Below are 24818 nucleotides of genomic sequence, written 5' to 3'. Positions count from 1 at the left end.
GCGGTCGGTCAGCCTCGAAGTGAGGTCGCCCGGGGCAACGACGCCCCGGTGTCGCAACCGGAGGCTCCATGGCCGCGAAGGTGCTCATCACCTATGCGACCAAGCACGGTGCCACGAAGGGCATCGCGCAGGCCGCAGGCTCGATGCTGCACTCGTGCGGGCACCGCGTGCGGATCCTGCCGGCGCCCGTGGTGCAGGACGCGCGGGACGCGGACGTGGTCCTCATCGGCTCGGCGATCTACCACGAGCAGTGGCTGTGGGACGCCCGGCGGCTGATCCGGCGGGTGCGCGGCGACCTGCGCGGCGGCCCGGCCGTGTGGCTGTTCTCCTCGGGTCCGCTCGGCGGGACGCCCGAGGCGGACGCGGTCGTCGCCGAGACGACGGGCCTCGACCGCGACCTGCCCGACTGCCTCGACGGCACGCTGCGCGGCGTCGACGTGCGGGGGCACGCGGTCTTCGCGGGCCGGCTGGAGCCCAGGGTCGCGGCCGAGCTCGAGACGTGGGTGCCGCACGGCGACTGGCGCGACATGGCGCTCGTACGCGACTGGGCCCGCGCCGTCGGCGGGGCGCCCGCGGTGCCGCGGCTCAACGAGTTCCCCCTGCCCGAGCCCGGCTGGGGGCTGAGCCTCGGTCGGGTGTAGCCCGCCGCGAGCCGGACGTGACGCGTCGCCGCGCATCACGCCCGGCCCGGGGGGCCGTCGCGATCAGGGGATCAGCGCGACGACCTTGATCTCCACCAGCTGGCCGGGGAACGTCAGCTCGGTGATGCCGATCGCGGTCCAGGCCGGCGGGACGGCCGTCCGCGGGATGTAGCGGTCCTTGATCTCCAGGAACAGGGGCAGCTGCTCCTGCAGGTCCACGTGGAAGGTGGTCATCTCGACGATGTCCTCGTAGGTCGCGCCCGCCGCGGCGAGCACCTTCCCCACGTTCTCCCAGGCCGCGACGATGTGGTCCTCGAGGCTCGAGTCGATGACCTTCATGTTCGCGTCGCGCCCCAGCTGCCCCGCGGCGAAGAGCAGGTTCCCCACCTTGACGGCGGGGGAGTAGTTGAAGCGCTCGACGAGGTGCTTCATCTCGTCGGGGGCCACGAGCTCGCGGTCGGTCATCGGTGCGTCCTCATTCCGTTCGGCGCCTCCGGGGTCCGGCGGCGCGGGTGAGGAACGGTAAGAAGATCAGATCACCGGCACGGGGTCGGCCGGATGCCGATCATGTGACGCGGGCCGCGCGCCCGCGTGCGCTCAGTGGATCGCGTCGCACACCACGCGGCGCGGCACCAGGCGCACGACGGCGGTGGTCGCCCCGGCATGCCGGCTCGCCCCGGGAGGCAGGGTCACCTCGGCGTCGGCGCGCACCTGCAGCCAGCGGGCGGAGTCCGCCGGGTCGACGACCAGGGCGGTCGCGCGGGGGTCGGTGGCGAGGTCGGTGAGCGCCTCGTCGTCGGCGGCCACGAGCAACGCGGCGCCGTCGGTGGCGCAGGCGGTCGGCCGGGTGCGGGCGCGGCCGTCGGGCCGGACCGTGGCCAGGACCGCGGGTGTCCGGCCGTCGAGCAGGTCCCGGTGCGTGGCCGGCAGCGGGACGGCGTCGGGCGGCAGGGGCGCGGCCGGGGTGCCGGGCGGGGGTGTCGGGACGGGTGCGGGGACGGGCGCCGCGCCCGTGCGGACGTCCGCGGTGCCCGTCGCCACCTGCACCGGGTGGAGCCGGAACGTCACCGGGTGCTCGACCTCGGCGAGCTCGGCGGGCACCACGGCGCCGAAGTGCGGGGCCCGGCTGGTGTAGCGCCGGGCGATCGCGTCGAGCACCGCGACGGCGTCCTCGGGCCGCTCGGCGGGGTCGTGGGTGACGTCCGTGCGCAGCTCGAGCCAGCGGCCGTCGTCGTCGCGCAGCAGCAGGGTCGCGCGCGGGCGCTCGCGCAGGTGCCGGGCCTTGGCGAACTCCGCCATCGTGCTGAGCACGACGTCGTCGCCGTCGGGAGTCACCCAGACCACGGAGACCTGGAGCCGCCCGGTGCCGAGGTGGTTGGTGAGGATCGCGGGGAGCGGGCGCTCGAGGAGGTCCCGATGTGAGTCGGGGAGCATGCGTCGATCATGGCCCGCACGCAGGGCGCCCGGGGCGGGTTCTGCCGGCGCTCAGCGGCAGGCGGCGCGCAGGGCGTCGTCGATCATGATCGCCTGCCCGGCGCCCACGATGTCCAGGTCGCGCCGGACGCCGAGCGGGCTGCGCACGGTGACGGGGCCCCATTCGACGTCTCCGGTGGCGGTGCAGTCCGTGAGGCGCCAGGCGACCATCAGCCAGGCGGTCTCGCCGTCGGCGAGGGCCTGGGGCAGCGCGGCGCCGGCGGGGTCGATGCCCGACGCGCGGAGAAGGTCCTCCGGTGACGCCACTGCGGCGAAGAGGTCGGTGAGGTCTGCCCTCCCGTCGGCCTCCGGCACGAGCCACGCACCGACGACGACCGCGGCCCGGGCGTCCCCGACGGCCTCGACGGTGATGGGTCCGGTCGCCGTCACGCGGGCGAGGCTGAGCGGCATCGGGTCGGCCGTGCTGCGCAGACCGCCGCCGGTGACAACCAGCGCCGGCCGCAGGAGCGGGGCCAGGAACCACGTGCCCGCGAGCAGGACCACCGCGAGCGCGCCGAGCACGACGTTCCGCCGGGTCGACGGCTGCGGGACGAGCGTCTCGAGCGTGGGATCGAGCGGGGGGCCGGATGGGGGACCGGAGACGGGACCGGAGAAGGGACCGGGCGTTGCGGCGACCATTGGCCCAATGTACTATGCCAATAGGCCAGACGGAAGAGGTGAGGGACGTGCCCGGGACGCTCCTGCTGGCTGCTGCGGCAGCCGTGACGCTCCTCGGGGTCGGTGGCGTGCTCGTCTCCGGCACCCGGGTGTACGGGCGCGACATCCTCTGGCTGGCCGGACGTCCGGTCACGGACCAGGAGGCCGACGTCTGCGCGCGCTACCTGCGCCGCCACCGGACCCACCGCGTCGTCGGCGGGCTCGCCGGCGTGGCGTTCGCCCTGGTCGTGAGCCTGCGCTGGGGCGGCCCCGGGCTCGTCCTCGGCGGCGCGCCGCTCGCCGACCCGCTCTTCGGCGGCGTGGCCGGCGTCGTCGTGGGGGCGCTGTCGGCTGAGACGTACCGGCTGCGGCTGCCCCGCTCCGCCCCGGCGACGGCGTCGCTCGCCCCGCGCCCGGCGCTGCCCCTGCGCCGCGAGGTCGTCGCCGCGTGGCTGCTCGTCGCCGTGAGCGGCGCCGTCGGGGTCGTCCGCGCCGTGACGGGCGGCGACCTGACGGGCCTCCAGGCGACCGGCCTCGGCGTCGTCGTGCTCGCGCTCGGTGCTGCCACCCGCAGCGCGATCGCCCACCGCCGCCGCCCCGTGCTCTCGGAGCGCGCCCTCGAGCTCGACGGGCGGATGCGCGGGTTCGCGTCCGCCTCGGTGGCACGGCTCCAGGTCTCCATGGGTGCGATGACGCTCCTGTGGTCGCTCTGGGCGATCCGGGACCTGACCGGCACGCTCGTCGGGTTCGTGGCCGGCGTGGTGTCCCTCGGCGGGCTCGTCGTCGCGATCCGGTACCTGCGCCGCGCGGCCCCGCGCCCGCCGTCGACCTGGGGCGCCACCGCACTCCCGCAGGGCACCGCATGATCGTCAGCGTCGACCCCGCGTCGCCGGTCCCGGTCTTCGAGCAGCTCCGGGCGCAGATCCAGCGGCTCATCGTGTCCGGCGCGCTCCGCCCGGGCGCGACGCTGCCGCCCATCCGCCAGCTCGCCACCGACCTCGGCCTCGCCCGCGGCACCGTCAACAAGGTCTACGACGCGCTCGCCCGCGAGGGGCTCGTGCGCACCAACGGCCGGCACGGCACCGTCGTCCTCGAGCCGCACGAGACCACCGCCACGCGCGACGACCTCGCCGACGCCGCGGCCGCGCTCGCCCTGGTCGCGCGCCAGCTCGGCGTCGCCCCGGCCGAGGCGCACGAGGCCCTCACCGCCGCGCTGCACCGCCTGGCGGGCCCGCCGCCGCCCCCGCCGCGGCCGTGACTCTCGGGGCGTCGTCCCGCTCGCGCTCACCCGAGTGGAACGAAACGCGAGCGGAACGTTCCACTCGGAGCCGGATCAGGTCAGCTTCGTTCCACTCCGGAGGTGGGGGTGCCCGTGGGGGTGCCCGTGGGGGTGCCCGACGCGCGGGCCTGGGCCTCCGCGAGCCTCGCCTGGAGGCGGTCCCGCACCTCGTCCGGGGTGTACGACGCGCGGCGCCGCTCGTCGCGCGCGACGAGCACCCCGCCCGCGGCGACACCCGCGAACGCCGCGATCCCGAGGACCTTCCACACCGTCCTGGCCCATGCCACGCGCCTACGCTACCCACGTGCCCGACGCCGTCCCGCTCGACCGCGCCATCGATCTCACGCGCACGGGTGACCTGTGGCTCTTCCGGGGCCGCTCGCTCGCGGACCGCGCGATCCAGCTCGCCACGAACAGCCCCGTGAACCACGTGGGCATGGCGGTGGTCATCGACGACCTGCCGCCGCTGATGTGGCACGCCGAGCTCGGGCGCTCGATCCCCGACGCCTGGACCGGCGAGCACCAGCGCGGCGCCCAGCTGCACGACCTGCGCGCCGCCGTCACCACCTGGGTGCACAAGTACGGGCAGCAGCCGTGGTTCCGCCAGCTCCACGTCCCCGCGACCCCGGCGGAGCACCAGGAGATGGAGGACGCCGTCCTGCGGACCGTCGCGCAGATCGACGGGACGCCCTTCCCGCGCACGGTCCGGCTGGCCGCGCGGTGGCTGTGGGGCCACGCTCCGACGTCGGACCGCCTCGAGCGCGTACCGGGCGTGCACGCCGTCCAGGCGGTGCGCGACCTCTTCCGCGACGCGGACGCGCGCACGGAGGCGGAGGTCCGCCTGGAGCGCGCCTACTGCGCGGAGATCGTGGCGCTGACGTTCGAGGCGATGGGCCTGCTGCCCGGCGACCGCCGGGCGAGCGGCTTCGACCCCGGCGACTTCTGGAGCGGCGGGGACCTCGAGCTGCTGCGCGACGCGCGCCTCGGCGCCGAGATCGCCGTGGACGTCCCCCCGCGGGCCGACGCGGCATGAGCGACCCGGCGCCCGGGCCCGAGGCCAGGGCGTTCGTCGCGCGGCATGCCGCGCTCGTCGCCGCGGCGTCGGATGTGCTGGCGCACGTCGACGGGCTGCGCGGGCGGGTCGTGGACCTCGTCGCGGCCGACCGCGCGGACCAGGTGCGCGCGGAGCTCGCGCAGATCCCGCTCGAGCGCCTCGCCGAGGTGACCGACCGGAACCTCCGCCTGGGGGTGCTCGCGGAGGCGGGCTTCACGACGGTGGGCCACGTCCTCGACGCGCGCGTGCGCGACCTCGACGCCGTGCCCGGCGTGGGACCCGCGACGGCGCGCGGGGTCGTGGCCGCGGCCCGCGCGCTCGGCGGGCTGCTCGGCGCGGACAAGGCGGTGCGCCTCGAGGTCGACGCCGCCTCCCGGACGGCCGACGCCGCCACCGCCGAGCTGCTCGTCCTGCTGCACCGCTACCGCCGCCTGGTGCCGCTCGTCGCCCCGCACCGCGACGACCTGGCGGGCTACGTGGGTGCGGCCGCGCGGGACCTGCCCGCCGCCCGACGCGCGGGTGGCCGCCTCGCCCTGGCGTTCGCGACGCCGTCGGCCCGGCGGGCCGCACGCGAAGCGCTCGCGCGCCTGGCCCGCTGGGAGCCCTGGCTGGCCGCGCGGGACCTGGCCGGCGTCGTCGACCGGCTGGCCCGGGCCTGCGCGGAGCCGGACCCGGCGACCCACCTGGTCGTCGGGGACTTCGTGGCGCGCAGCGCCGAGTACTACACGACGCTCGAGGAGCTCGCGCCGCGCGCCGGGCAGTCGGCCGCGACGTACGGGCGGATCGCCGCCGACCTCGCCGAGCGCGTCGCCGCCCACCCGCTCGACGTCGCGCGGCTGCGCGTCTCCCTGCGCGGGTACCAGGCGTTCGGCGCGCGCTTCGCGCTCAACCAGGGGCGGGTGCTGCTCGGCGACGAGATGGGCCTCGGCAAGACGATCCAGGCCCTGGCGGCGATGGCGCACCTGGCCGGGCAGGGGGAGGAGCGGTTCCTCGTCGTGTGCCCGGCCGGCGTGCTCGTCGGCTGGCTGCGGGAGATCGGGGCGCGCACCGACCTGGTGGCCCACCGCCTGCACGGTCCGGGCCGCGAGGAGGCGATCGAGCGCTGGCTGGCCGAGGGTGGCGTCGGCGTCACGACGTTCGAGGGGCTCGAGCACGTCCCGTTCCCGGCTGCGCCGCCCGCGCCTCCGGTGGCCGGCGGCCCCGCGGGCCCGCCGCCATCGTCGGGCCTGGGGCTGCTGGTGGTCGACGAGGCGCACTACGTGAAGAACCCCGACGCGCAGCGCTCGCAGCTGGTGGCCCGGTGGTCGGCGGCGACGCTGCGCGTGCTGCTGATGTCCGGCACCCCGATGGAGAACCACCTCGACGAGTTCCTCGAGCTGGTGCGCCTGCTCGACGCGCGGGTCGCCGGGCTCGTGCCGCGGCACGTGCGCCTGGTCGGCCCCGACGCGTTCCGGCACACCGTCTCGCCGGTCTACCTGCGGCGGAACCAGGAGGACGTGCTCGTCGAGCTGCCCGACCTTGTCCGCGTCGACCACTGGCTGCCCCCGACGCCCGACGGCGAGCGCACCTACCGGGACGCCGTCGTGAGCGGGAGCCTCATGCGGATGCGGCGCGCGGCGTACGCGACGCCCGACCCCGCGGACTCCGCCAAGCTCGGCCGGCTGCTGGAGATCGTCGAGGACGCCGCCGAGAACGGCCACCGCGTGGTCGTCTTCTCCTACTTCCGCGACGTGCTCGACGTCGTCGCGGCCGCCGTCGGGCGCAGCGCCCTGGGTGAGCCGTTCGGGCCCCTCACGGGGGACACCGCGCCGGACGAGCGGCAGAGGCTGGTCGACGCGTTCTCGGCGGCGACGCCGGGCGCCGTCCTCGTGGCGCAGGTGAAGGCGGGCGGCGTGGGCCTGAACATCCAGGCCGCGAGCGTGGTGGTCCTGTGCGAGCCGCAGGTGACGCCGACCTGGGAGGCCCAGGCGATCGCGCGGGTGCACCGGATGGGCCAGGTGCGCACCGTCGTCGCGCACCGCCTGCTCGGCGAGGACGACGTCGACGAGCGCCTCGTCGCGCTGCTGGAGCGCAAGGCGGCCGAGTTCGAGGACTACGTCGCCGACTCCGCGCTGGCCGACGTCGCGCCGGACGCCGTGGACGTCTCCGAGGCGGACCTGGTGCGCGAGGTCGTGGCGTTCGAGCAGGCGCGGCTCGGCTACGGCCCGGTCTGGGCCGGCCTCGCCGACGAGGGCCTGCTGCGGGAGCCCGACGGCGGTGCTCAGGCCGCCAGGTAGGGCTCGAGCACCGCGAGGACGAGGGCCTCGCCGTGCGCCGGGTCGGTGGCGCCGTCGTGCAGGACGGCGTAGGCCAGCCACGTCTCGGTGAGCGTCCAGAGCGCCGCCACGAGCGCGTCGAGCCGCGCGTCGTCGACCGGGCGCAGGAGGCCGTCCGCGCGCCAGGTGCGGGCGAGCGCGCCGACGATGCCGAGCGTGCGCTCGCGGGAGGCGACGACCAGGGCGCGCAGCTGCGGATCCTCGTGGGCCAGGGCGAGCCCGTCGCGCGCGACGAACAGGTACTCGTGGGTCAGGTCCGTGAGCGCGCCGAGGCGGCCGACCATCTCGCGCGGGGTGGGCAGGTCGTCGCCGGCCCCCTCCCACAGCGCGGCCTGCTGTGCGGCGTAGCGCGCCCACAGCGCACGCACGATCGCCTGCTTGTCCGGGTACCAGTAGTAGAGGTTGCCGGGGCTGATGCGCAGGTGGGCGGCGATGTGGTTGGTGGTCACGCGTCCGGTGCCGTCGCGGTTGAACAGCTCGAGGGCCGCGTCGAGGATGCGCGCGCCGGTGCGGCCGCGGCGCTTGTCCGCGGTCCGAACGCCCTCCTCCGCCATGCTCTAGAGCATATGCTCTAGAGGGTCGACGGTGCCGACGTGGAGGGGGACGTCATGCGCAGGCAGTGGTGGGTGGCGCTGGCGTTCATCGCACCCCCGGCGGCCGTCGCGATCCTGGTCGCGGCGGGGAACGACTGGGCCGGCTGGGCGGTCTACGCCGTCTGGCTCCTGCTCGGCGTCGCGCTGGTGGTGCGGCTCGTGCGCCGCCGCCGCAGCGGGCTCGCGGACGCCCTCGCGCCCGTCGGTGGGGCCGGCGAGACGTACCAGGGCATCATGCTCGGGCGCCCGCAGATCGACCCGGAGCGGCTGGGCCCCGAGGACGACGTCGTCCCGACCGTGTTCGTCGACCTCCCCGAGCGCGACCCGGGGGACCTCACCGCCCGCTGACGCGGCGCGGGGCCGGCGGGCGGCGCGGGGTCGGCGGGCGGCGCTGCGCCGCCCCCGGCTCAGGCCTCGCCCGCCGCCAGCGCGCGCAGCGCCTCGACGACGAGCGCGTGGTCGTCCTCCTGGGCGAGCCCGGACACCGTCGCCGTCGCCACCATGCCGACGCCGCGGACCAGCACCGGGAAGCAGCCGCCGTGCGCGGCGTAGCGGCGCTCGTCGAACCACGGGTCGTCCTCGATGCGCTTGCCGTTCAGCTGCGGACGCAGGCCGATGAGCAGGCTCGGGATGCCGAACCGCTGGACCGCGCGGGTCTTGCGGCGGATCCAGTCGTCGTTGTCCGCGCTCGTGCCCTCCATCGCCGCGTGGAACACGGTCTGGGTCCCGCGCGTGACGTCGACGGTGATCGCGAGGTCGCGCTCCTTCGCCCAGGTCAGCAGCAGGAGCCCGAGCCGGTGGGCGTCGTCGTTGGTGAAGCGCTCGAGCTGGAGCTCGTCCATCTCCGCCTCGATCGCGGCGATGGCGTCGGCGATCTCGTGGCGGGTCATGTCGGTCACGGCGGCCTCCTCGCGGTCGTGCGCCCAGTATCACCGTGCCCGACGCGCGGACGGGCACCGGCCCGGCGATTCGTCGGCCTGACTACACCGCGAGGCGCTTGGTCAGGTGCACGAGCTCGTACGTGCCCGCCGGGCTCGCGAACTGGCGCACGTAGCCGTGGCGCTCGTAGAGCCGCAGGGTCGCGTCGCTGTCCGCGCCCGTGAACAGGCGGATCTCGCCGACCGCCGGCGGGAGCACGCGCTCGCACGCGGCCAGCAGGTCCGAGCCGATGCCCTCGCCCTGCCGGTCCGGCGCGACGACCAGCCGGCCCAGGTGCGCGACCGCGCCGTCGACCCGCAGCCGCACCGCCGCGACGAGGCGACCGCCGTCCCACACGCCGAGCCCGATGACGTCCGCGCGGCCGAGCTCGGCGCGCACCTCGTCCAGGGTCTGCACGAGCGGCGCCAGCTCGAGGTCGCGGTACCGGCGGGCCTCGGGCACGTACGCGGCGCGCTGGAGCGTGAGGACCTCGCCCGCGTTCGCGAGGACGAGGGGCCTCGTGGAGAGCGTCATCGCGCCATCGTGGCACGGCGCCCGGCCGCGGCCCGCGGGCCGTGCGGGTGACCCGAGGGCCACCCGCACGGCCGAGGACTACGCAAGGCCGTGCGTCGCCGTGCGTCGCCGTGCGCCGCCGGACGCCGAGCACGAGCGCGGCGCCGCCGAGCAGCAGCCCGGCCGCGAGCAGCGCGAGCCCGACGGGCGTCCCGCCCGTGGCGGCCAGCGGAGCCGGGGCCGCGGCGACGGTGGCCGTGTACGTGCTGTCGGTCACCTGCCCGTAGGCGTCGGTCACGCGGTAGGTCACCGGCGTCGCCGGTCCGGAGAAGCCCGGCAGCGGGGTGAACGTCAGGGTGCCGGTGGCCGGGTCGACGGTGTACGTGCCCTGTCCGGGCACCGCGACCGAGACCGCCGGGTTCCCGTCGCCGCCGACCAGTCGGACCGAGCCGCCCGTGGGGACCGTGACGGTGGTCTGCGGCGACTGCGGCGTGCCGGCGGAGCCGCCCGACGACAGCGGCGGCGCCGTCGGCGCCGGCGGGGCCAGCACCGTGGGCGTGTACCGACCGTCGGTGGACTGGCCGTAGGCGTCGGTCACCCGGACCGGCACGGTGGTGCCCCCCTGGAACCCGAGCTCGGGCTCGAAGGAGATCTCGCCCGTCGCCGGGTCCAGCGTGTACGTGCCCTCACCGGGGACGGTCACGGTCGTCGCGGGGTCGTCGTCGGCGTCGAGCAGGGTGACGGAGCCGTCGCTCGGGATCGTGATCGGGGTGGCCGGCGACTGCGCGGCGGGCGCGGTGCCCGTCGAGGTCAGCGGGGTCGCGACCGGGCCGGCGGGCGCGAGGACCGTCGGGGTGTACGTCGCCGTGTCGGACTGCCCGTAGGCGTCGGTGACGCGGTAGGTCACGGCGGTGGCCGTGCCGGCGTAGTGCGGCTCGGGGGTGAAGGTGATGACGCCCGACGCCAGCGTGTAGGTGCCCTGCCCGGTGACGGTCACGCTCGTGGCGGGGTCGCCGTCGGCGTCGAGCAGGGTGACGGAGCCGCCCGTCGGGAGCGTGGGCGTGGTCGTCGTCTGCGGCGCGGGCGAGACGCCCGACGTCGTCAGGTCGACGGCCACGGGGGCCGCCGGGGGCGTGACCGTGGGCGTGTGGTCGCCGCTGGTGCCGCCGGCCGGGCCGTCGACCTCGAAGGCCACGGGAGTGGCCGCGCCGGTGAAGCCGAGCACGGGCGTGAACGTGATGACGCCCGTGGTCGTGTTCAGCACGTAGGTGCCCTGGCCGGGGACGGTGACGGTGGTCGCGGGGTCGCCGGCGGCGTCGAGCAGCGTGACGGAGCCGCCCGACGGGACGGTGACCGTGACGTTCTGCGGGGTCGTGCCGACGCCCGTCGAGGTCAGGTGCGTGGGCAGGGGCGTGACGGTGAGCGTCGCGCCGCCGGGGACCGGGTCGGCCTCGTTGCCGACGATCGTCACGGCCGAGCTCGCGGAGGTGGCGCCCGCCGGCGGGGCGGTCGCGGAGAAGGTGAACGTGTCGTGCGAGCCGGCCGGCAGCGGGCCCGTGCCCCGCGCCGCACCCGGGCGTCGTCGAGCATCCCGAAGGTGACGAGCGCCCAGACGAGGTTCCCCGTCAGGCACGGGATCACCTCGGAGTGCCGCCCGCCGGACGTGGAGCGAGCCCGGTCGACCGCGAACCCGCCCGACTCGCGGTCCTGGGCGTCCTCGAGGACCGCCTCGCAGCCTGCCCGGACCCGGGGGTCGGCGCCGTCGGCCCCGAGGGCCGCGAGCGTCACGAGCTGCCACACCGTGCCGCGGTACTTGTCGCGGTAGAAGGCGTCGCGCTCGCCCCAGTGCCCACCCGGCCCCTGCGTCGCGAGGATCCGCCCGACGACGCCGTCGCTCGCCATCGCGACGCGCGCGGAGGTCAGCGCGGGGTCGTCGTCGGGGGTGTCGAGCAGGTGCCGGAGCGTCGCGGCCTGCACCGCGGGATCCTCGGCCTCGAGGAGCCACGGCACGGCGTCCGCGCCCAGGGCGGTCCGCCAGCGCTCCACCCCTCCACGCTAGGCGTCGGCCACCTGCAGGGTGACGCGGTTCCGCCACGGGTCCTCGGCGGTGACGGCGCGGCCGTCGTCCACGACCGTGATGCCGCGGGCCCGCAGGCGGGCGGCCGCGGCGTCGAGCTCGTCGCGGGCGGGCACGGCGATCGTCACCGCACCCAGGCCAAGGGTCGACGCGCGGGGCCCGGCGCCGCGGCTGTTCCACACGTTCACGGCGAGGTGGTGGTGGTAACCGCCGGCGCTGACGAACAGCGCGCCGGACATCTGCATGGTCACCGCGAAGCCGAGCGCGTCGGCGTAGAACTCGCGCGCCATCGGGATGTCGCCGACCTGCAGGTGAACGTGCCCGACGGACGCCCCGGCGTCGCGCAGGCCTGCGGCCGCCGCCTCGGTGAGGTGGGTCTCCAGGTACCACTGCGGGTCGAGGAACAGCGTGTCCATCTGCACCTGGCCCCCGACGACCTGCCACTGCTCGCGCGGCCGGTCCACGTAGAGCTCGATGCCGTTGCCCTCGGGGTCGGTGAAGTAGAACGCCTCGCTGACCAGGTGGTCCGCGCTGCCGACGAACTGCGACTGCGGGTGGCGCGCGGTGGACAGGACCGCCGCGGCCAGCGACGCCTCGTCGTCGAACAGGATCGCCGTGTGGAACAGGCCGGCCTGGTTGCGGGCCGGGGTGGGCAGGCCGGGGGTGTGCCGGAGCACGAGGACGGGCGTCCGGCCGCGGCCGAGGACCTCGATCCCGTCGCCCTCCGCGAGCGTGACCAGCCCGACGGCGTCCCGGTAGTAGGCCGCGAGCGCCCCGAGGTCGCCGGCGTGCAGCGTGACGGCGTCCATGCGGGTGTCGTCCGGGAGGAGGTCGGTCCCGCGGCGTGCGCCCGCCGCGGGACCGGCGGCGGCGGCTCCGACGGCCGTCGCAGCGCGCAGGTCGGTCACGCGACCACCCCGAAGCCGCCCGTCCAGCTGACCTGCTCGCGCGCCGCGAGGGTGATCTGCAGGAAGCCGAGGGCCTCGAGCTCCCGGGCGCGGCGCAGCGAGCCGGCGTCGACCGTGCGCAGGCCGCCGGCCTCGACGACGCCCGCGAGGGTCGCCTTGGCGTCCTCGTCGTCGCCCGCGATGAGGACGGCCGTGGTGAGCGGGCCGACCGTGCCGGCGGCGAGCGTGGCGCCGAAGGTCGTGTTGAAGGCCTTGAGCACCCGCGCGTCGGGCAGCTCGGCGGCGATCTGGGCCGCCGCGGACGAGTCCGCGGGCACCGTGAGCGAGTCGAACGTCTCGAAGTTCAGCGGGTTGGTGATGTCGACGACGACCTTGCCCGCGAGGTGCTCGCGGTGCGCGGCGATGACGTCGGCGACGGCCGGGTAGGGGACGGCGAGCACGACGACGTCGCCCGCGAGCGGCTTGCCGGCGTCCTCGCGGCCGAGCAGCTCGGCGGTGTTGCCGCCGTCGGCGACGACCTTCGCGATGGCGTTGCCCATGGTGCCCTTGCCGATGATGCTGACGGTGGTCATGCGGTGCCTCCGGGTGGGTGCGGCGCCGGGCGCCGGTTGAAAGTTGAAGCGACAACCAAGACGCTAGGCGGGTTTAGTTGTCGTGTCAACTAATGCGCTACCCTGGGCGGCATGGACACGCGCTGGCTGGACGACGAGGAGCTGGACGCCTGGATCCGGCTCATCGCGGTCGTGGAGCTGCTGCCGGGCGTGCTCGACACCCAGCTGCGCCGCGACTCCGAGCTGTCGCACTTCGAGTACCTCGTGCTCGCGATGCTCTCGGAGGCCGACGACCGGGTGCTGCGGATGACGGCGCTCGCCGCGCGCACGAACGCGACCCTCGCGCGACTGTCGCACGTCGTCAGCCGCCTCGAGGCGCGCGGGCTCGTCGAGCGCTCGCCCTGCCCGCAGGACGGTCGCGCCACCAACGCGCGTCTGACCGACGCCGGGTGGGACGCCGTCGTGGGTGCGGCGCCCGGGCACGTGGAGACCGTTCGGGGCGTGGTCCTCGACGCGCTGACGCGCCGCCAGGTGCGCGAGCTGGGCGAGATCGCCGGCGCGATCCTCACCCGCCTCGACCCCGACGGCCGCATGACGCCGCCCCCGCGCGACTGACCCGTCAGCCGCCGGGGCCGACCTCGTCGATCGGGGCGCCGTCGCCCTCGGGCGGCAGGTCGCCGCGCTCCACGGGTGGCCGCATCGCCGTGTCGGCGAACAGGTGCTCCAGCTCGTCCTCGCGGGGCACCCGGACGGCGTCCGCCGCGACACGCAGCGTCGCCGCGTCCACGTTCTCGCCCGAGACCTGGACGTGCACGTCGCCGACCTGCACCGCGCACGCGAGCGTCGGCTCGGCGTCGGGCAGCTCCGCATCGGGCAGCTCGGCGCACGGAACGGCGCCCGGGATCGGCTCGCGGGACGTGCCGATCATCAGGCTCGCCGGCCCCTCCCCGTCGACGTACACGGCGGAGAAGCCCTCGTCACCCCAGACGCCCACCGCCTGCGTCATGAGGTCGAACCCGTCGACGTCGGTGACGTAGACGAGGTCCGCGGCGACTCCGGCCGGCGCCGACCAGTGGGCGATCTCGGCGGACGTCGCCGGACCGCCCGCGCCGGCGCACCCGCCGAGCACGAGGACCGCGCCCACGGCGAGGGCCGCGGCCGTGCCCCCGCTACTCGTCACCGTGCCTCACACCCGTTCGACCCGGTCGGCCTGCGGCCCTCGATCGCTCTGCCGCACCTGGAAGCGGACCCGGTCCCCCTCGTTCAGCGCCTGCGCGCCTCGGACGACCGACACGTGCACGAACAGGTCCGCGCCGCCCGCGTCCGGGGTGATGAAGCCGAAGCCCCGGTCGGCGTCGTAGCGCGCGACCACGCCCTCGCCGCCGCGCGCCGGGATGCCGGAGGCCTCCCGGTGCCCCGACCGTCCGCGGGGCGTCGACGCTGCGCCCCGCGGTGCCGAGCCGCGCGCGAGGCGTACGTCGCGAGCCTGCGGGCCCTTCTCACCCGCGACGACGTCGTACGTGACCCGGTCCCCCTCGCGCAGCTCGGCGAGCCCGCCGGCCAGCTCGCGGGCGTGGACGAAGACGTCGGGGCCGCCCGACTCGGGCGTGATGAACCCGAAGCCCTTGGCATCGTCGTACCAGGACACGGTGCCGTCCGCGCCATCGGCGCTGCTGGCCGCCGCCGGCTGGGCCTGGGTCCCCAAGGGCAACAGGTGGTCCGCCTGGGGGCCCTTCTCGCCGGCGACGACGAGGAATGCCACCCGCTGCCCCTCCGACACCACGCCGCCTCCCACGATGGCGGAGCTGTGCACGAAGATCTCGGCGCCGCCGTCGTCGGGCGTGACGAAGCCGTACCCCTTGGCGGGCTCGTACCAGGCGACGGTGCCGAGCACGCCCATCGGCGCGTCCGCGGCCCGGTCACCCGTGACCCGGACCCGGCGGGCCTGCGGGCCGCGGTCCCCCTCGCCGATCTCGAACTCGACCGCCTGACCCTCCCGGAGCAGCGTCGACCCGCCGTCGCTGACGACCTCGGACGCGTGCACGAACAGGTCCTCCGCCTCCGGCCCGAGGGCGATGAAGCCGAACCCCCGGTCGGCGTCGAACCAACGGACGGTTCCCTCGGGCACGGCTGACTCCTTGTCGCAGCGACGGTCGGTGAACACCCAGTGTCCCCGACCCGACCGCGACGAGCGGCCGGTCGTCGTCAGGACTCGCGCAGGCGGTCCAGGGCCAGCGCCGCCAGGAGCGCCGCGCCCTGGGGGAGGGCCTCGTCGGCGAACCGGGCCTGGCCCGAGTGGTTGTAGGGCGCGCCCGCGGGCTCCACCCCGACGAGCGTCGCCCCGAGCGTCACGTAGGCACCGGGCACCTGCTCCAGCACGTACGAGAAGTCCTCGGCGCCGGTCACCGGCACGGCCGCGGTCACGTACTCCAGGCCCAGCTCGCGGGTGACGCGCTCGGCGCGGGCGACCTCGTCGGCGTCGTTCACCAGGGTCGGGTAGCCGCGCACGTAGTCGATCTGCGCCGTCATGCCGTGCGCCGCCGCGATGTGCTCGACCGCCCGGGTCAGCAGCCCGGGGATCGCCGCGTGCGCCTCGCGCGAGAACGTCCGCACGGTCGCGGCGAGCTCCGCCGTCGCCGGGATGACGTTGTCGATCGTGCCCGCGCTGATCCGCCCGACCGTGACGACCACCGGGTCCATCGCGTCCCACTGCCGCGTGACGACCGTCTGCAGCGCGAGCGTGATCTCGGCGGCCACCGGCACGGGGTCCGCGGCCAGGTGCGGCATCGAGCCGTGCCCGCCGCGCCCCTGCACGGTGACGAACAGCTGGTCGGCGGCCGCGTAGTACGTGCCCGGGCGCGCGGTGACCACGCCGACCGGGAGCTCCGCGGAGACCACGTGCAGGCCGTACGCGCCCACGACGCGCTCGCCCGCGGCGTCGAGCACGCCCTCGTCGATCATCAGGCGCGCGCCGTGTTCGCCCTCCTCGCCCGGCTGGAACATCAGGACGACGGCGCCCGCCCAGTCCGCGCGCCGCTCCACCAGCAGCCGGGCCGCGCCGAGCAGCCCGGCCACGTGCAGGTCGTGCCCGCACGCGTGCATGACGCCGTCGCGCTCGCTCGTGAAGGGCTCGCCCGTGTCCTCGGTGACCGGGAGGGCGTCCATGTCCCCGCGCAGCAGCACGGCCGGCCCCGGGCGGGCGCCGCGCACGACCGCGGTCACCGAGCCGAGCTCACGGCCCGGCGTGGCCGCCAGGCCCAGGGCGGCGAGCTCGCGCAGGACGATCGCCTGCGTCGCGGGCAGGTCCAGGCCGATCTCGGGGGTCCGGTGCAGCTCGTGGCGCAGCGCGGCGAGGTCGGGGGCGATCGCCTGGGCGGCGGCGAGCAGGTCGGCGGGGGTCGTCATGGACCCATCCTCTCGCGCCCGGCCGGGCCCGCCGGAGCGCCCCTGCCGGGACCGGCCGCCCACCCGTTGCCGGACGCCCGCCGCCGGAGGACGCTGGAGACATGGTCGCGTCCGCGATCGGCCCAGCAGCGGACGACGAGCGGTGGCTCCGCCGCGCGGTCGAGTTCGCCTCGGCGAACGTGGCCGACGGCGGCGGACCGTTCGGCGCGGTGGTCGTCCGGGGCGGCGTGGAGATCGCCGTCGGGCAGAACCGCGTGACGCGCGACGACGACCCGACCGCGCACGCCGAGGTCATGGCCATCCGGGCCGCGTGCCGCGCGCTCGGCACCTTCTCGCTGGCCGGCTGCACGGTGTACAGCTCGTGCGAGCCGTGCCCGCTGTGCCTCGCGGCGACGCTGTGGGCGCGCGCGGACCGCCTGGTCTACGCCGCCGACCGGTACGACGCCGAGCGGGCCGGGTTCGACGACCGCCGCTTCCACGCGCTGCTGGGCACGGACCCCGCGACCTGGCCGACGCCGGTCTACCGGCACCCCGTCCCGGGTGCGGCCGCCCCCATGGACGCGTGGCTGGCCCGCGAGGACCGCATCCACTACTGAGCCACTTCGGTTCACCCGTCATCCGTCGAGGTCGAAGGTTGCGCCCGAGGTCGAGCGTCACGACCTTCGACCTCGGGCGAAAGGCTCGACCTCGCCGGCGCGGGCGGGTCAGGGCAGGGTGACGACCGTCGCGTTCAGCGCGGCGGCCTCGGCGGCGTCGTGCGTCACCAGAAGGAGCGTGCGGCCGGCGCAGCGCTCGCGGACGAGGGCGAGCAGGCGCTCGCGGGCCGCCGTGTCCAGGCCCTTGAACGGCTCGTCGAGCACCACGACGTCCGCCGGCGCCACCAGCGCGCGCACGATGGCGACGCGGCGCCGCTGCCCGCCCGACAGGTCGCGCACGGGCTTGGCCAGGGCGTCGTCGTCGAGGCCGGCGGCACGGAGCGCGGCGACGGCGTCGGCGGCGCGCGCGCGGTCGAGCACGAGGCGGACGTTGCGCTCGGCCGTGAGCTGCTCGCAGAGCCGGTCCTCCTGGAAGGTCGCCGCGACCCGGCGCCCCGCGAGCCCGGTCACCGCGCCGGCGTCGGGGTGCTCCAGGCCCAGCACGAGGCGGCCGATCGTCGTCTTGCCGGAGCCGTTGGGGCCCATGAGCGCGGTCACCGAGCCGTCGGGCAGGTCGAGGTCGAGGCCGTCCAGCACCACCTGGTCGCCGTAGGCCTTGCGGACGCCGCGCAGCGCGATGCCGGTCATGCGGCGGCCCCCCGCGCGTCGTCGGCGGCGGGGCGCGGTGACCCGGCCGGGCCGTCCCCGCCGGCCGGTCGGCCGATCGCGAGGCGCGCCTGGCCGCGCGCGAGGAGGGCGGCGACGAGGCGCTCGCTCGCGAAGCTCACCGCGATGACCACCACGGTCCACGCGAGCACGTCCGCGCTGCTCAGCAGGAGCTTCCCCTGGTACATGCGCTCGCCGATGCTGCCCTCCGGCAGCCCGATGACCTCCGCAGCGACGCCCGCCTTCCACGCGAGCCCGACGCCGACGTGGCACGCCGTCGCGAAGTACGGCAGCACCGACGGGACGTCGATCGCGACGAACCGGCGCCACAGCGGGACGCGGAACACCTCGGCCATCTCCAGCAGCGCCCGGTCGCGCTGCCGGATGCCGCCGAGGACCGTGCCGTGCACGATCGGCAGCACCATGAGGAAGCTCGTCACGGCGGCGAGCCAGCTGCTCCCGGCCCAGATCAGCGCGAGCAGGATGAAGCTCACGACGGGCGCGGCCCGCACCGCCGTCATCGCGGGCGAGAGCACGGCGTCGACCACCCGCCAGGCGGCGGCCGCAGCGGCGGTCAGCGCGCCGACCGCGACGGCGGCGAGGAAGCCGACGGTGATCCGCGCGAGCGAGTAGCCCACGGTGGACCAGAACTCGCCGGTCACCACCAGCTCGGTCAGCCGGCTGCCGGTGGACGCGGGCGAGGCCAGCAGGAAGTCGTGCCCGACGGTGCTCGCGCCGAGCTGCCAGACCCCCAGCCAGAAGGCGAGGACGAGCAGGGGCCGGGCGACGCGTCGGACACGCTCGCCCGGCCGCCGGACCGGAGCCGGCCTACTGCTCGTAGTAGAAGTCATCGCCCGGCATGGTCCCACCGACGGACGCCGGATCGGCGTCGAACAGGACCTGGAGGTAGCCGGAGAACGTCGAGCGCAGCTCGGCGCCGTCGATGAAGGTGATGTGCGAGCCGGGGATCGCGGCCTGCGCGATCGGCGCCGCGGGCACGATGCCGGCGTCGACGATCAGCTGCGCGGCCTCCTCCGGGTTCGCGTTCGTGAACTCCGTGGACGCCTCGTAGTCCGCGAGGAACGCGGCCAGCGCCTGCGGGTGCTCCTCGGCGAACGCGGTCCGCACCACGACGACGCCGGTCACGAGCTGCGACCCGTCGTCGACGACGGCGTCCCACTCCTGCGTGAGGTCCAGGGCCGGGTGCACGGCGGGGTTCTGGGTGGTGACGACGGTGGCGAACGGCTGCGGCAGCATCGCGACGGCGCCGGGGGTCGAGGCGAGGACCGCGGCGACCTCGGTGTGCTCGCTGCGCCACTCGATGGTCACGTCGGCGCCCGGCGTCAGGCCGTTCGCCTCGAGGAGGAAGTTCAGGACGTACTCCGGCGACGCGCCCTTGCCCGAGGCGTAGATCGTCTTCCCGGCCAGGTCGTCGATGCTGTCGACGGTCTCGCCGTTCTCGAGGATGCCGAGCACGCCCAGGGTGTTGATCGCGGCGACCTGCACCTGGGCGCCGTCGTCGGTGAGCGTGCGGTTGTAGAGGACGGCGGCGAGGTTCGCCGGGATCAGGGCGACGTCGACCGCGCCCTGGCTGACCAGCGGCACCACCTCGTCGGGCGTGCCGTAGACGTTCACCTCGTAGTCCTGCTCGGTCTCGCCCGCGGCGGCGTCGCGCATGAGGTCGACCAGGCCCATCGTCGTCGGGCCCTTGAGGGAGGCGACGCGGACCGTGGTGGGCTCCTCGGCGGGGGCCGCGGTGGCGGTGTCCTCGACGGTGGCCGAGGCCGACGGCGTGGCCGCGGGTTCGGCCGAGTCGCTGCAGCCTGGCAGGAGTGCGGCGAGGGCGACGACGGCGGCAGTGGCCAGCACGCGGGTGGTGCGCGTCACGGGGACCTCCTCGAGGGCCGCCCGCGCGGACGTCCCGCGCGGGCGGCGATGTCCGGGCTTGCGGGCCCGTGATCATGGATAACCCCGCCCCGGACCGCTGGAATCGACCCTAGGGCCGCCGCGAGCCCCTGACCTCGGACTTCGGTCCCGTGGGAAAGGAAGAGCCGGGCCGGTCCACCCGACATGGACCGGCCCGGCTCTGACTCCACGCCTGCTCGCTCGCAGGCGGGAAGCGTGTCAGCCGCGGAAGGGCGCGTATGTGGTGTGCAGCAGGTCGTGCGCCACGTGGCTGTTCGGCTCGCCGTAGTACTCGTCGTAGAGCCGGAGGATGTCCGGGTTCTCCTGCGACTTGCGGTACTTGGAGAGCTTGTCGATCTCGACGAGCACCCGCTGGCGGGCGGCCATCTCGCCGACGCGGTCGGGCACCGGGTGGCCGGCACCGTTGATGCAGCCGCCGGGGCAGGCCATGACCTCGATGAGGTCGTAGCCGGGGTGCTCGCCGTTCTTCATCCGCTCCGCGATGGGGGCGACGTTGTTCAGGCCGGAGATGACGGCGACCTTCACCGTCGTCTCGCCGGCGACGATCGTCGCCTCCTTGAGGCCCTCGAAGCCGCGGACCTCCTCGAAGTCGAGGTCGTCCACCAGCGGGGTGCCGGTGAGCTTCTCGACGGCCATCCGCAGCGCGGCCTCGGCGACGCCGCCGGAGGCGCCGAACAGGACGCCCGCACCGGTGACGCGCTTGTACGGCTCGTCGAACGCGCCCGGCTCCACGTCCTTCGGCTCGAGGCGGAGCATCTGCACCATCTCGAGGAACTCGGTGGTCGTCAGGACGGCGTCGACGTCGCGGATCTCCTCCGGGGCGAACTCCGGCCGCGCGGCCTCGTACTTCTTGGCGAGGCACGGCACGATCGAGACGACGTACAGGTCGTCGAGGCTGATGCCCGCCTGCTGCGCGAAGTGGTTCTTCACCGTCGCGCCCATCATCTGCTGCGGGGACTTGCAGCTCGACAGGTGCGGGATGAGCTCGGGGTAGCGACGCTCGACGAGGTTGACCCAGCCCGGGCAGCACGAGGTGAACTGCGGCATCGTGCCGCCGTTCGTGACGCGGCCGAGGAACTCGGTGGTCTCCTCCATGATCGTCAGGTCCGCGGCGAACGAGAAGTCGAAGACCTTGTCGAAGCCGACCTTGCGCATGAGGCCCGCGATGAAGCCCGAGGCCTCCTCGACCGACAGGTCGTACTCGCTCGCGATGACCGTGCGGACGGCCGGGGCGACGAAGCCGACGACGACCTTCTTCGGGTCGTTCATCGCCGTGAAGACGTCGCCGCGCTCGCGCTTGTAGTCGAGCGCGCCGCACGGGCAGGCGCGGACGCACTGGCCGCAGGAGACGCAGTCGGTCTGGTCGAGCGGCAGCCCGTTGTGGGTGCCGACGGTGAGGCGCCCCTCGCTGAACTGGTACGCCAGGACCCCGACGCCCTCGATCTCCGCGCACGCCGCGACGCAGCGCCCGCAGGAGATGCACTTGTTGTTGTCGCGGACGATGAACGGGTGGTCCTCGATGATCGGCGTGTAGGGCCGCACGTGCAGCGTCGGTGCGAACTGCACGCCGTGGTCGGTGGCCTCGTTGCGCAGGGCGCAGTGGTTCTGCTTGGAGCAGCCGCACTCGAGGCAGCGGGCCGCCTCGGCCCGGGCCTGCTCCTCGGTGAGGCCGAGCTCGACCTCGATGAAGCTGTCGATGCGGTCGCCCGGGGGCAGGGCCGGCATGACGGCGCGGGCCAGGCGCGGGATGTCGTCGAACTCGGCCCGCGGGAGCTCCTCGTTGGTGCCCCGGCTGCAGCTGTAGTCCTCGTGCGACGGGCGCACGTAGCCGCGCATCACGAAGTCGTCGAGCGCCTTCGCCGCCCGGCGGCCGGCCGCGATGGCCTGGATGACCGTGGCCGGACCGGTCGCACAGTCACCACCGGCGAAGATGTTCAGCTCCGACGTCTGCATCGTCGTGCCGTCGATGTCGATGTCGCCCCACTTGTTCAGGCGCACCGGCAGGTCGTTGTAGAGGAACGTGGTGTCGGTCGTCTGGCCGATGGCGCCGATGACGTAGTCGGCCTCGATCGCGAAGTCGCTGCCCTCGACGACGACCGGACGGCGACGGCCGGACCGGTCGGGCTCGCCCAGCTCCATGCGCACGCAGTGGACCTGCTTGCGGCCGTTCTCGCCGGCGGTGATCTTCGTGGGCGCGGTGAGGAACACCATCTCGATGTTCTCGTGCAGCGCCTCCTCGATCTCGATCGGCTCGGCCGGCATCTCGGCCTGGGTGCGGCGGTAGACGAGCTTGACGTTCTTGGCGCCCATCCGCAGCGCGGTCCGCGCGCAGTCGATGGCGGTGTTGCCACCACCGACGACGACGACGGTCTCGCCGAGGTTGACCTTGGCGCCCTTGGTGACGTGGCGGAGGTAGTCGATGCCGAGCTCGACGCCCTCGAGGTGCTCGCCGTCGATCCGCATGGGCGAGGCGCGCCACGAGCCGATGGCCAGGTAGACGGCGTCGAAGTCGCGGCGCAGGTCCTCGAGGTGCAGCTGCGTGCCGAGGCTGATGCCGGTGACGATCTGGACGCCGAGCGCCTGGATGAAGGCGATCTCCTCGTCGAGGGTCGCCTTCGGCAGGCGGTACTCGGGGATGCCGTAGCGCATCATGCCGCCGGCGTGGTCCTGCTTCTCGAAGACCGTGACCTGGTGGCCGTTGATCGCGGCGTAGTACGCGGCCGACAGGCCGGACGGGCCGGCGCCGACGATGGCGATCCGCTTGCCCGTGGACTCGGCCAGGTGCGGCATCCACGGCGTCTCCTGCGCGCGGTCCCAGTCCGCCACGAAGCGCTTGACGTGGTTGATGTTGACCGGGTCCTCCACGAGGTTGCGGCGGCACTCGGCCTCGCAGGGGTGGGGGCACACGCGGCCGCAGGCCGACGGGAAGGGGTTGCGGTCCTTGATCACGCGCAACGCTGCGGCGTAGTTCCCGTCGGCGACGTGCTTGAGGTACGTCTGGATGTCGATGTTCGCCGGACAGGTCTGCACGCAGGGGGCGACGCAGTCGGCGTTGTGGTCGCACAGCAGCTGCTCGAGCCGGACCTTGCGGTAGTCCTCGAGGCGCGGGCTGTGGGTGGTGATGACCATGCCGGGCGTGATCGGCGTCGTGCACGCCTTGACGTCGCGGGGGTTCTCGCCGTCCTTGCTGACCTCGACGACGCACAGGCCGCAGTTGCCGTTGGACCGCTTGAGCCGGACGTCGTGGCACAGCGAGGGGATCTCGATGCCCTCCATGACCAGCGACTTGAGGATCGTCAGGTCGCCGAAGACCTGGATCTCGCGGTTGTTGACCGTGACGGGGATCCGGTCGTTCTCGTCCAGTGCGCGCACCTTGAAGTTCCTCCGTTGTCGGGCATGCGAGCACGGCTGGTGGGCGGACGTCCGCCAGCTCCCACGACGTCGAGGAAGCCTGGGCACCGAGGCCGGCTGATCACCACGGTAAGTTGCGCGCGGATCGCGGAATCCGGACTTCCGGCCCACGTCAGAGGCAATTCATGGGTGGAAAGGCGGGGCCCTTCCAGTTGCCTGAGGTGAGCCTTTCCTATCTCGTCTGAACGCCCGCGTTATTCGACGTTTTCAGCCGTTGCAAATTGCCCTCACTCCCGGCCACCGCGCGTCGGTAGCGCTCGCCCAGCAGCGCCACCTGCTCGACGAGCTCCGGGGGCTCGGTGACGTGGAACTCGAGCCCGAGCATCCCGATGTACACCGCGACGATCTCGACGCTGTCGCCGCCGGTGACCAGGACGCAGTGCTCGTCGTCCACCGGCTCGACCACGCCGACGGCGGGGTTGATGCGCGCCAGCACCTCCTCCGCGGAGGCGTCCACGGGAATGCGCGCGTGGACGCTCCAGCCGGAGAACGCGACCTCCCGCAGGACGAACGCCGCGTAGTCGCCGTCGGGCAGCGGCTGCGGCGCGAACCGCCGGCCGCCCGGGGTCCGTGGCCGCATCCAGTCCAGCCGGTAGGGCGCCCAGGACCCGTCACGGGCGTCACGGGCGACGACGTACCAGCGGCGCTGCCAGCTCACGAGGCGGTACGGCTCGACCTGCCGGACGTCGTCCCGGTAGTCGAAGCGCAGCTCCACCCGGTCGCGGATCGCAGCGGCGACCTCGGAGATCAGCTCCGGGTCGACGGCGGGGTCCTCGACGTTCGACCCGGTGTTCTCGGGGCCCGCCGTCACGGCGTCGCGCAGGGCGTTGACGCGTCGGCGCAGGGACGGCGGGAGGACGTGCTCGAGTTTCGCCAGTGCGCGCGCGCTCGTCTCCTCGATGCCGTTCCCGAGGAGGCGCTCGAGGACCTCCGCCGCCGGCTCGACCACACGCGCCTCCCCCAGGCGGCACCCGGGGACGGCTGGGAGTACGGCACGCCGACCGCCTACCTGCGCGACATGGTCGAGCGCTGGAAGGCGTTCGACTGGCGCGCCCAGGAGGCCCGGATGAACGCCGTGCCGAACTTCCTGACGGAGATCGACGGCCAGGCCGTCCACTTCGTCCACGTCCGCTCGCGGCACGAGGACGCGACGCCTCTGCTGCTCCTGCACACCTACCCCGGCTCGTTCGCGGAGTTCCTCGACATGATCGGCCCGCTCACCGATCCCGAGGCGCACGGCGGCCGGGCCGAGGACGCCTTCCACGTCGTCGTCCCGTCGATGCCCGGCTTCGGCTTCTCGACGCCGGTCACCGATGCCGGCTGGACGATGGCGCGCGTCGCCAGGGCCTACGACGCCCTCATGCGCAGGCTCGGGTACGCGTCGTACGGCACGCACGGGAGCGACGGGGGCGCGATGGTCTCCCGCGAGCTCGCCGTGGCGAACCCCGAGGGCTTCCTCGGCGCCCACGTGCTGCAGCTGTTCTCGTTCCCGTCCGGCGACCCGACCGAGTTCGAGGGTTTCGGGCCGAAGGAGTACGCGGCCCTGGAGTTCCTCGGCTGGTTCCAGTCGGTGGGTGGCTACAACGCGATGAACGGCACGCGGCCCCAGACCATCGCGGCGGCTCTGGCCGACTCGCCCGTCGGCCAGCTCGCCTACAGCGAGCTCCTCGAGAACTTCGGGAACGGGACGAGCCTCGTCTCGCCGGGGCAGGTGCTGACTCAGGTGTCGCTGTACTGGCTGACGAACACGATGGCGACCGCTGCTCGGTAACACTACGCCGAGCAGCACTCGGGCG

General features: G+C 74.7%; 27 protein-coding genes and 1 pseudogene. 9 read left to right on the top strand and 19 right to left on the bottom strand.

The window, feature by feature from the left end; genetic code table 11:
• Window positions 1-68 precede the first annotated feature (68 nt).
• On the top strand, window positions 69-641 hold the full coding sequence (locus AFE02nite_RS14395) for a flavodoxin domain-containing protein (RefSeq protein WP_052114141.1): 573 nt from the start codon (window positions 69-71) through the stop codon (window positions 639-641).
• A gap of 63 nt (window positions 642-704) precedes the next feature.
• Here AFE02nite_RS14395 and AFE02nite_RS14390 read toward each other — a convergent pair whose 3' ends face one another.
• From AFE02nite_RS14390 to AFE02nite_RS14380, 3 genes are all read right to left on the bottom strand, one after another.
• A complete protein-coding gene (locus AFE02nite_RS14390) occupies window positions 705-1106 on the bottom strand; it encodes a RidA family protein (protein ID WP_146819867.1) in 402 nt (133 codons plus the stop codon).
• Window positions 1107-1238: 132 nt separating this feature from the next.
• Complete coding sequence (locus AFE02nite_RS14385; RefSeq protein WP_146819866.1) at window positions 1239-2075, bottom strand: pyridoxamine 5'-phosphate oxidase family protein; 837 nt, start codon at window positions 2073-2075, stop codon at window positions 1239-1241.
• Between the two features lie 51 nt (window positions 2076-2126).
• Window positions 2127-2753 carry a hypothetical protein gene (locus AFE02nite_RS14380; RefSeq protein WP_034249963.1) on the bottom strand — a complete coding sequence of 209 codons (627 nt, stop codon included), beginning with the start codon at window positions 2751-2753 and terminating at the stop codon, window positions 2127-2129.
• A gap of 47 nt (window positions 2754-2800) precedes the next feature.
• Between AFE02nite_RS14380 and AFE02nite_RS14375 the strand changes: the two genes are divergently transcribed.
• Together AFE02nite_RS14375 and AFE02nite_RS14370 are read left to right on the top strand one after the other, a co-directional pair.
• Window positions 2801-3637, top strand: coding sequence for a hypothetical protein (locus AFE02nite_RS14375; protein WP_146819865.1), 837 nt, complete (start codon window positions 2801-2803; stop codon window positions 3635-3637).
• A complete protein-coding gene (locus AFE02nite_RS14370) occupies window positions 3634-4029 on the top strand; it encodes a GntR family transcriptional regulator (protein ID WP_034249632.1) in 396 nt (131 codons plus the stop codon). Before AFE02nite_RS14375 ends, AFE02nite_RS14370 begins: the two co-directional genes overlap by 4 nt.
• Window positions 4030-4109: 80 nt before the next feature.
• On the opposite strand, the gene AFE02nite_RS14365 is transcribed toward AFE02nite_RS14370, so the two are convergent.
• Window positions 4110-4337: a hypothetical protein gene (locus AFE02nite_RS14365; RefSeq protein WP_034249630.1), complete on the bottom strand. Its 228-nt coding sequence runs from the start codon at window positions 4335-4337 to the stop codon at window positions 4110-4112.
• 17 nt (window positions 4338-4354) lie between these two features.
• Here AFE02nite_RS14365 and AFE02nite_RS14360 point away from each other — a divergent pair, with 17 nt between their 5' ends.
• Both AFE02nite_RS14360 and AFE02nite_RS14355 read left to right on the top strand, forming a co-directional pair.
• The gene (locus AFE02nite_RS14360; RefSeq protein WP_034249635.1) at window positions 4355-5083 is read left to right on the top strand and encodes a C40 family peptidase; all 729 of its coding nucleotides are present in this window, start codon (window positions 4355-4357) and stop codon (window positions 5081-5083) included.
• Window positions 5080-7380: a DEAD/DEAH box helicase gene (locus AFE02nite_RS14355; protein ID WP_146819864.1), complete on the top strand. Its 2301-nt coding sequence runs from the start codon at window positions 5080-5082 to the stop codon at window positions 7378-7380. The genes AFE02nite_RS14360 and AFE02nite_RS14355 overlap by 4 nt, the downstream gene beginning before the upstream one ends.
• On the opposite strand, the gene AFE02nite_RS14350 is transcribed toward AFE02nite_RS14355, so the two are convergent.
• Window positions 7365-7973, bottom strand: coding sequence for a TetR/AcrR family transcriptional regulator (locus tag AFE02nite_RS14350; RefSeq protein WP_052114109.1), 609 nt, complete (start codon window positions 7971-7973; stop codon window positions 7365-7367). The genes AFE02nite_RS14355 and AFE02nite_RS14350 overlap by 16 nt on opposite strands.
• A 39-nt stretch (window positions 7974-8012) precedes the next feature.
• Here AFE02nite_RS14350 and AFE02nite_RS14345 point away from each other — a divergent pair, with 39 nt between their 5' ends.
• Complete coding sequence (locus AFE02nite_RS14345) at window positions 8013-8360, top strand: hypothetical protein (RefSeq protein ID WP_034249373.1); 348 nt, start codon at window positions 8013-8015, stop codon at window positions 8358-8360.
• A 59-nt stretch (window positions 8361-8419) separates the two neighbouring features.
• Here the strand turns inward: AFE02nite_RS14345 and AFE02nite_RS14340 are convergent, their stop codons facing one another.
• The 6 genes and pseudogenes from AFE02nite_RS14340 to AFE02nite_RS14305 form a co-directional block, all read right to left on the bottom strand.
• Entirely contained in the window at window positions 8420-8902 is a 483-nt protein-coding gene (locus AFE02nite_RS14340; protein WP_034250159.1) for a heme-degrading domain-containing protein, read from the bottom strand.
• A 91-nt stretch (window positions 8903-8993) separates the two neighbouring features.
• The gene (locus AFE02nite_RS14335; RefSeq protein WP_146819863.1) at window positions 8994-9464 is read right to left on the bottom strand and encodes a GNAT family N-acetyltransferase; all 471 of its coding nucleotides are present in this window, start codon (window positions 9462-9464) and stop codon (window positions 8994-8996) included.
• Window positions 9465-9750: 286 nt separating this feature from the next.
• Window positions 9751-10914 (bottom strand): annotated as a pseudogene (locus AFE02nite_RS18015) (Ig-like domain-containing protein); the annotation flags it as partial.
• Window positions 10911-11489: a hypothetical protein gene (locus AFE02nite_RS17630; RefSeq protein ID WP_052113893.1), complete on the bottom strand. Its 579-nt coding sequence runs from the start codon at window positions 11487-11489 to the stop codon at window positions 10911-10913. The gene AFE02nite_RS17630 and the pseudogene AFE02nite_RS18015, both read right to left, overlap by 4 nt.
• A gap of 9 nt (window positions 11490-11498) precedes the next feature.
• A complete protein-coding gene (locus tag AFE02nite_RS14310; protein ID WP_307726056.1) occupies window positions 11499-12428 on the bottom strand; it encodes a VOC family protein in 930 nt (309 codons plus the stop codon).
• Window positions 12425-13000 (bottom strand): NADPH-dependent F420 reductase, encoded by a 576-nt coding sequence (locus AFE02nite_RS14305; RefSeq protein WP_034247735.1) that lies wholly within the window; start codon window positions 12998-13000, stop codon window positions 12425-12427. The genes AFE02nite_RS14310 and AFE02nite_RS14305 overlap by 4 nt, the downstream gene beginning before the upstream one ends.
• Window positions 13001-13111: 111 nt before the next feature.
• Here AFE02nite_RS14305 and AFE02nite_RS14300 point away from each other — a divergent pair, with 111 nt between their 5' ends.
• Window positions 13112-13594 (top strand): MarR family winged helix-turn-helix transcriptional regulator, encoded by a 483-nt coding sequence (locus AFE02nite_RS14300; protein WP_034247734.1) that lies wholly within the window; start codon window positions 13112-13114, stop codon window positions 13592-13594.
• 4 nt (window positions 13595-13598) lie between these two features.
• On the opposite strand, the gene AFE02nite_RS14295 is transcribed toward AFE02nite_RS14300, so the two are convergent.
• The 3 genes from AFE02nite_RS14295 to AFE02nite_RS14285 all read right to left on the bottom strand — a co-directional run bounded on the left by AFE02nite_RS14295 (window position 13599) and on the right by AFE02nite_RS14285 (window position 16384).
• On the bottom strand, window positions 13599-14159 hold the full coding sequence (locus tag AFE02nite_RS14295) for a hypothetical protein (RefSeq protein ID WP_034247733.1): 561 nt from the start codon (window positions 14157-14159) through the stop codon (window positions 13599-13601).
• Between the two features lie 6 nt (window positions 14160-14165).
• Complete coding sequence (locus AFE02nite_RS17950) at window positions 14166-15107, bottom strand: cold-shock protein (protein ID WP_034247739.1); 942 nt, start codon at window positions 15105-15107, stop codon at window positions 14166-14168.
• Between the two features lie 77 nt (window positions 15108-15184).
• Window positions 15185-16384: a M20 metallopeptidase family protein gene (locus AFE02nite_RS14285; protein ID WP_052113889.1), complete on the bottom strand. Its 1200-nt coding sequence runs from the start codon at window positions 16382-16384 to the stop codon at window positions 15185-15187.
• Between the two features lie 101 nt (window positions 16385-16485).
• On the opposite strand from AFE02nite_RS14285, the gene AFE02nite_RS14280 reads away from it, so the two are divergent.
• Window positions 16486-16980, top strand: coding sequence for a nucleoside deaminase (locus AFE02nite_RS14280; RefSeq protein WP_034247731.1), 495 nt, complete (start codon window positions 16486-16488; stop codon window positions 16978-16980).
• Window positions 16981-17088: 108 nt separating this feature from the next.
• On the opposite strand, the gene AFE02nite_RS14275 is transcribed toward AFE02nite_RS14280, so the two are convergent.
• The 5 genes from AFE02nite_RS14275 to AFE02nite_RS14255 form a co-directional block, all read right to left on the bottom strand.
• A complete protein-coding gene (locus AFE02nite_RS14275; protein WP_034247730.1) occupies window positions 17089-17667 on the bottom strand; it encodes an ATP-binding cassette domain-containing protein in 579 nt (192 codons plus the stop codon).
• Window positions 17664-18536 carry an ABC transporter permease gene (locus AFE02nite_RS14270; RefSeq protein ID WP_146819861.1) on the bottom strand — a complete coding sequence of 291 codons (873 nt, stop codon included), beginning with the start codon at window positions 18534-18536 and terminating at the stop codon, window positions 17664-17666. The genes AFE02nite_RS14275 and AFE02nite_RS14270 overlap by 4 nt, the downstream gene beginning before the upstream one ends.
• Window positions 18514-19572 carry an ABC transporter substrate-binding protein gene (locus AFE02nite_RS14265; protein ID WP_034247650.1) on the bottom strand — a complete coding sequence of 353 codons (1059 nt, stop codon included), beginning with the start codon at window positions 19570-19572 and terminating at the stop codon, window positions 18514-18516. The genes AFE02nite_RS14270 and AFE02nite_RS14265 overlap by 23 nt, the downstream gene beginning before the upstream one ends.
• Window positions 19573-19809: 237 nt before the next feature.
• A complete protein-coding gene (locus AFE02nite_RS17945) occupies window positions 19810-22983 on the bottom strand; it encodes an NAD(P)-binding protein (protein ID WP_034247648.1) in 3174 nt (1057 codons plus the stop codon).
• A gap of 211 nt (window positions 22984-23194) precedes the next feature.
• The gene (locus AFE02nite_RS14255; protein ID WP_261765633.1) at window positions 23195-23971 is read right to left on the bottom strand and encodes a helix-turn-helix transcriptional regulator; all 777 of its coding nucleotides are present in this window, start codon (window positions 23969-23971) and stop codon (window positions 23195-23197) included.
• Here AFE02nite_RS14255 and AFE02nite_RS14250 point away from each other — a divergent pair.
• Window positions 23882-24793, top strand: coding sequence for an epoxide hydrolase family protein (locus AFE02nite_RS14250; protein WP_307726055.1), 912 nt, complete (start codon window positions 23882-23884; stop codon window positions 24791-24793). The genes AFE02nite_RS14255 and AFE02nite_RS14250 overlap by 90 nt on opposite strands.
• Window positions 24794-24818 lie beyond the last annotated feature (25 nt).

Origin of the sequence: Actinotalea fermentans (genome assembly GCF_007991475.1) — a bacterium.
Taxonomy (GTDB): domain Bacteria; phylum Actinomycetota; class Actinomycetes; order Actinomycetales; family Cellulomonadaceae; genus Actinotalea; species Actinotalea fermentans.
This window is presented reverse-complemented; position numbering and strand designations above follow the sequence as displayed.

Bases quoted from the DNA above. Each gene is read 5' to 3' on its own strand.
- AFE02nite_RS14395 (WP_052114141.1), top strand. From the start codon at position 69: ATGGCCGCGAAGGTGCTCATCACCTATGCGACCAAGCACGGTGCCACG.
- AFE02nite_RS14390 (WP_146819867.1), bottom strand. From the start codon at position 1,106: ATGACCGACCGCGAGCTCGTGGCCCCCGACGAGATGAAGCACCTCGTC.
- AFE02nite_RS14385 (WP_146819866.1), bottom strand. From the start codon at position 2,075: ATGCTCCCCGACTCACATCGGGACCTCCTCGAGCGCCCGCTCCCCGCG.
- AFE02nite_RS14380 (WP_034249963.1), bottom strand. From the start codon at position 2,753: ATGGTCGCCGCAACGCCCGGTCCCTTCTCCGGTCCCGTCTCCGGTCCC.
- AFE02nite_RS14370 (WP_034249632.1), top strand. From the start codon at position 3,634: ATGATCGTCAGCGTCGACCCCGCGTCGCCGGTCCCGGTCTTCGAGCAG.
- AFE02nite_RS14355 (WP_146819864.1), top strand. From the start codon at position 5,080: ATGAGCGACCCGGCGCCCGGGCCCGAGGCCAGGGCGTTCGTCGCGCGG.
- AFE02nite_RS14350 (WP_052114109.1), bottom strand. From the start codon at position 7,973: ATGGCGGAGGAGGGCGTTCGGACCGCGGACAAGCGCCGCGGCCGCACC.
- AFE02nite_RS14340 (WP_034250159.1), bottom strand. From the start codon at position 8,902: ATGACCCGCCACGAGATCGCCGACGCCATCGCCGCGATCGAGGCGGAG.
- AFE02nite_RS14335 (WP_146819863.1), bottom strand. From the start codon at position 9,464: ATGACGCTCTCCACGAGGCCCCTCGTCCTCGCGAACGCGGGCGAGGTC.
- AFE02nite_RS14305 (WP_034247735.1), bottom strand. From the start codon at position 13,000: ATGACCACCGTCAGCATCATCGGCAAGGGCACCATGGGCAACGCCATC.
- AFE02nite_RS14300 (WP_034247734.1), top strand. From the start codon at position 13,112: ATGGACACGCGCTGGCTGGACGACGAGGAGCTGGACGCCTGGATCCGG.
- AFE02nite_RS14285 (WP_052113889.1), bottom strand. From the start codon at position 16,384: ATGACGACCCCCGCCGACCTGCTCGCCGCCGCCCAGGCGATCGCCCCC.
- AFE02nite_RS14280 (WP_034247731.1), top strand. From the start codon at position 16,486: ATGGTCGCGTCCGCGATCGGCCCAGCAGCGGACGACGAGCGGTGGCTC.
- AFE02nite_RS14275 (WP_034247730.1), bottom strand. From the start codon at position 17,667: ATGACCGGCATCGCGCTGCGCGGCGTCCGCAAGGCCTACGGCGACCAG.
- AFE02nite_RS14270 (WP_146819861.1), bottom strand. From the start codon at position 18,536: ATGACTTCTACTACGAGCAGTAGGCCGGCTCCGGTCCGGCGGCCGGGC.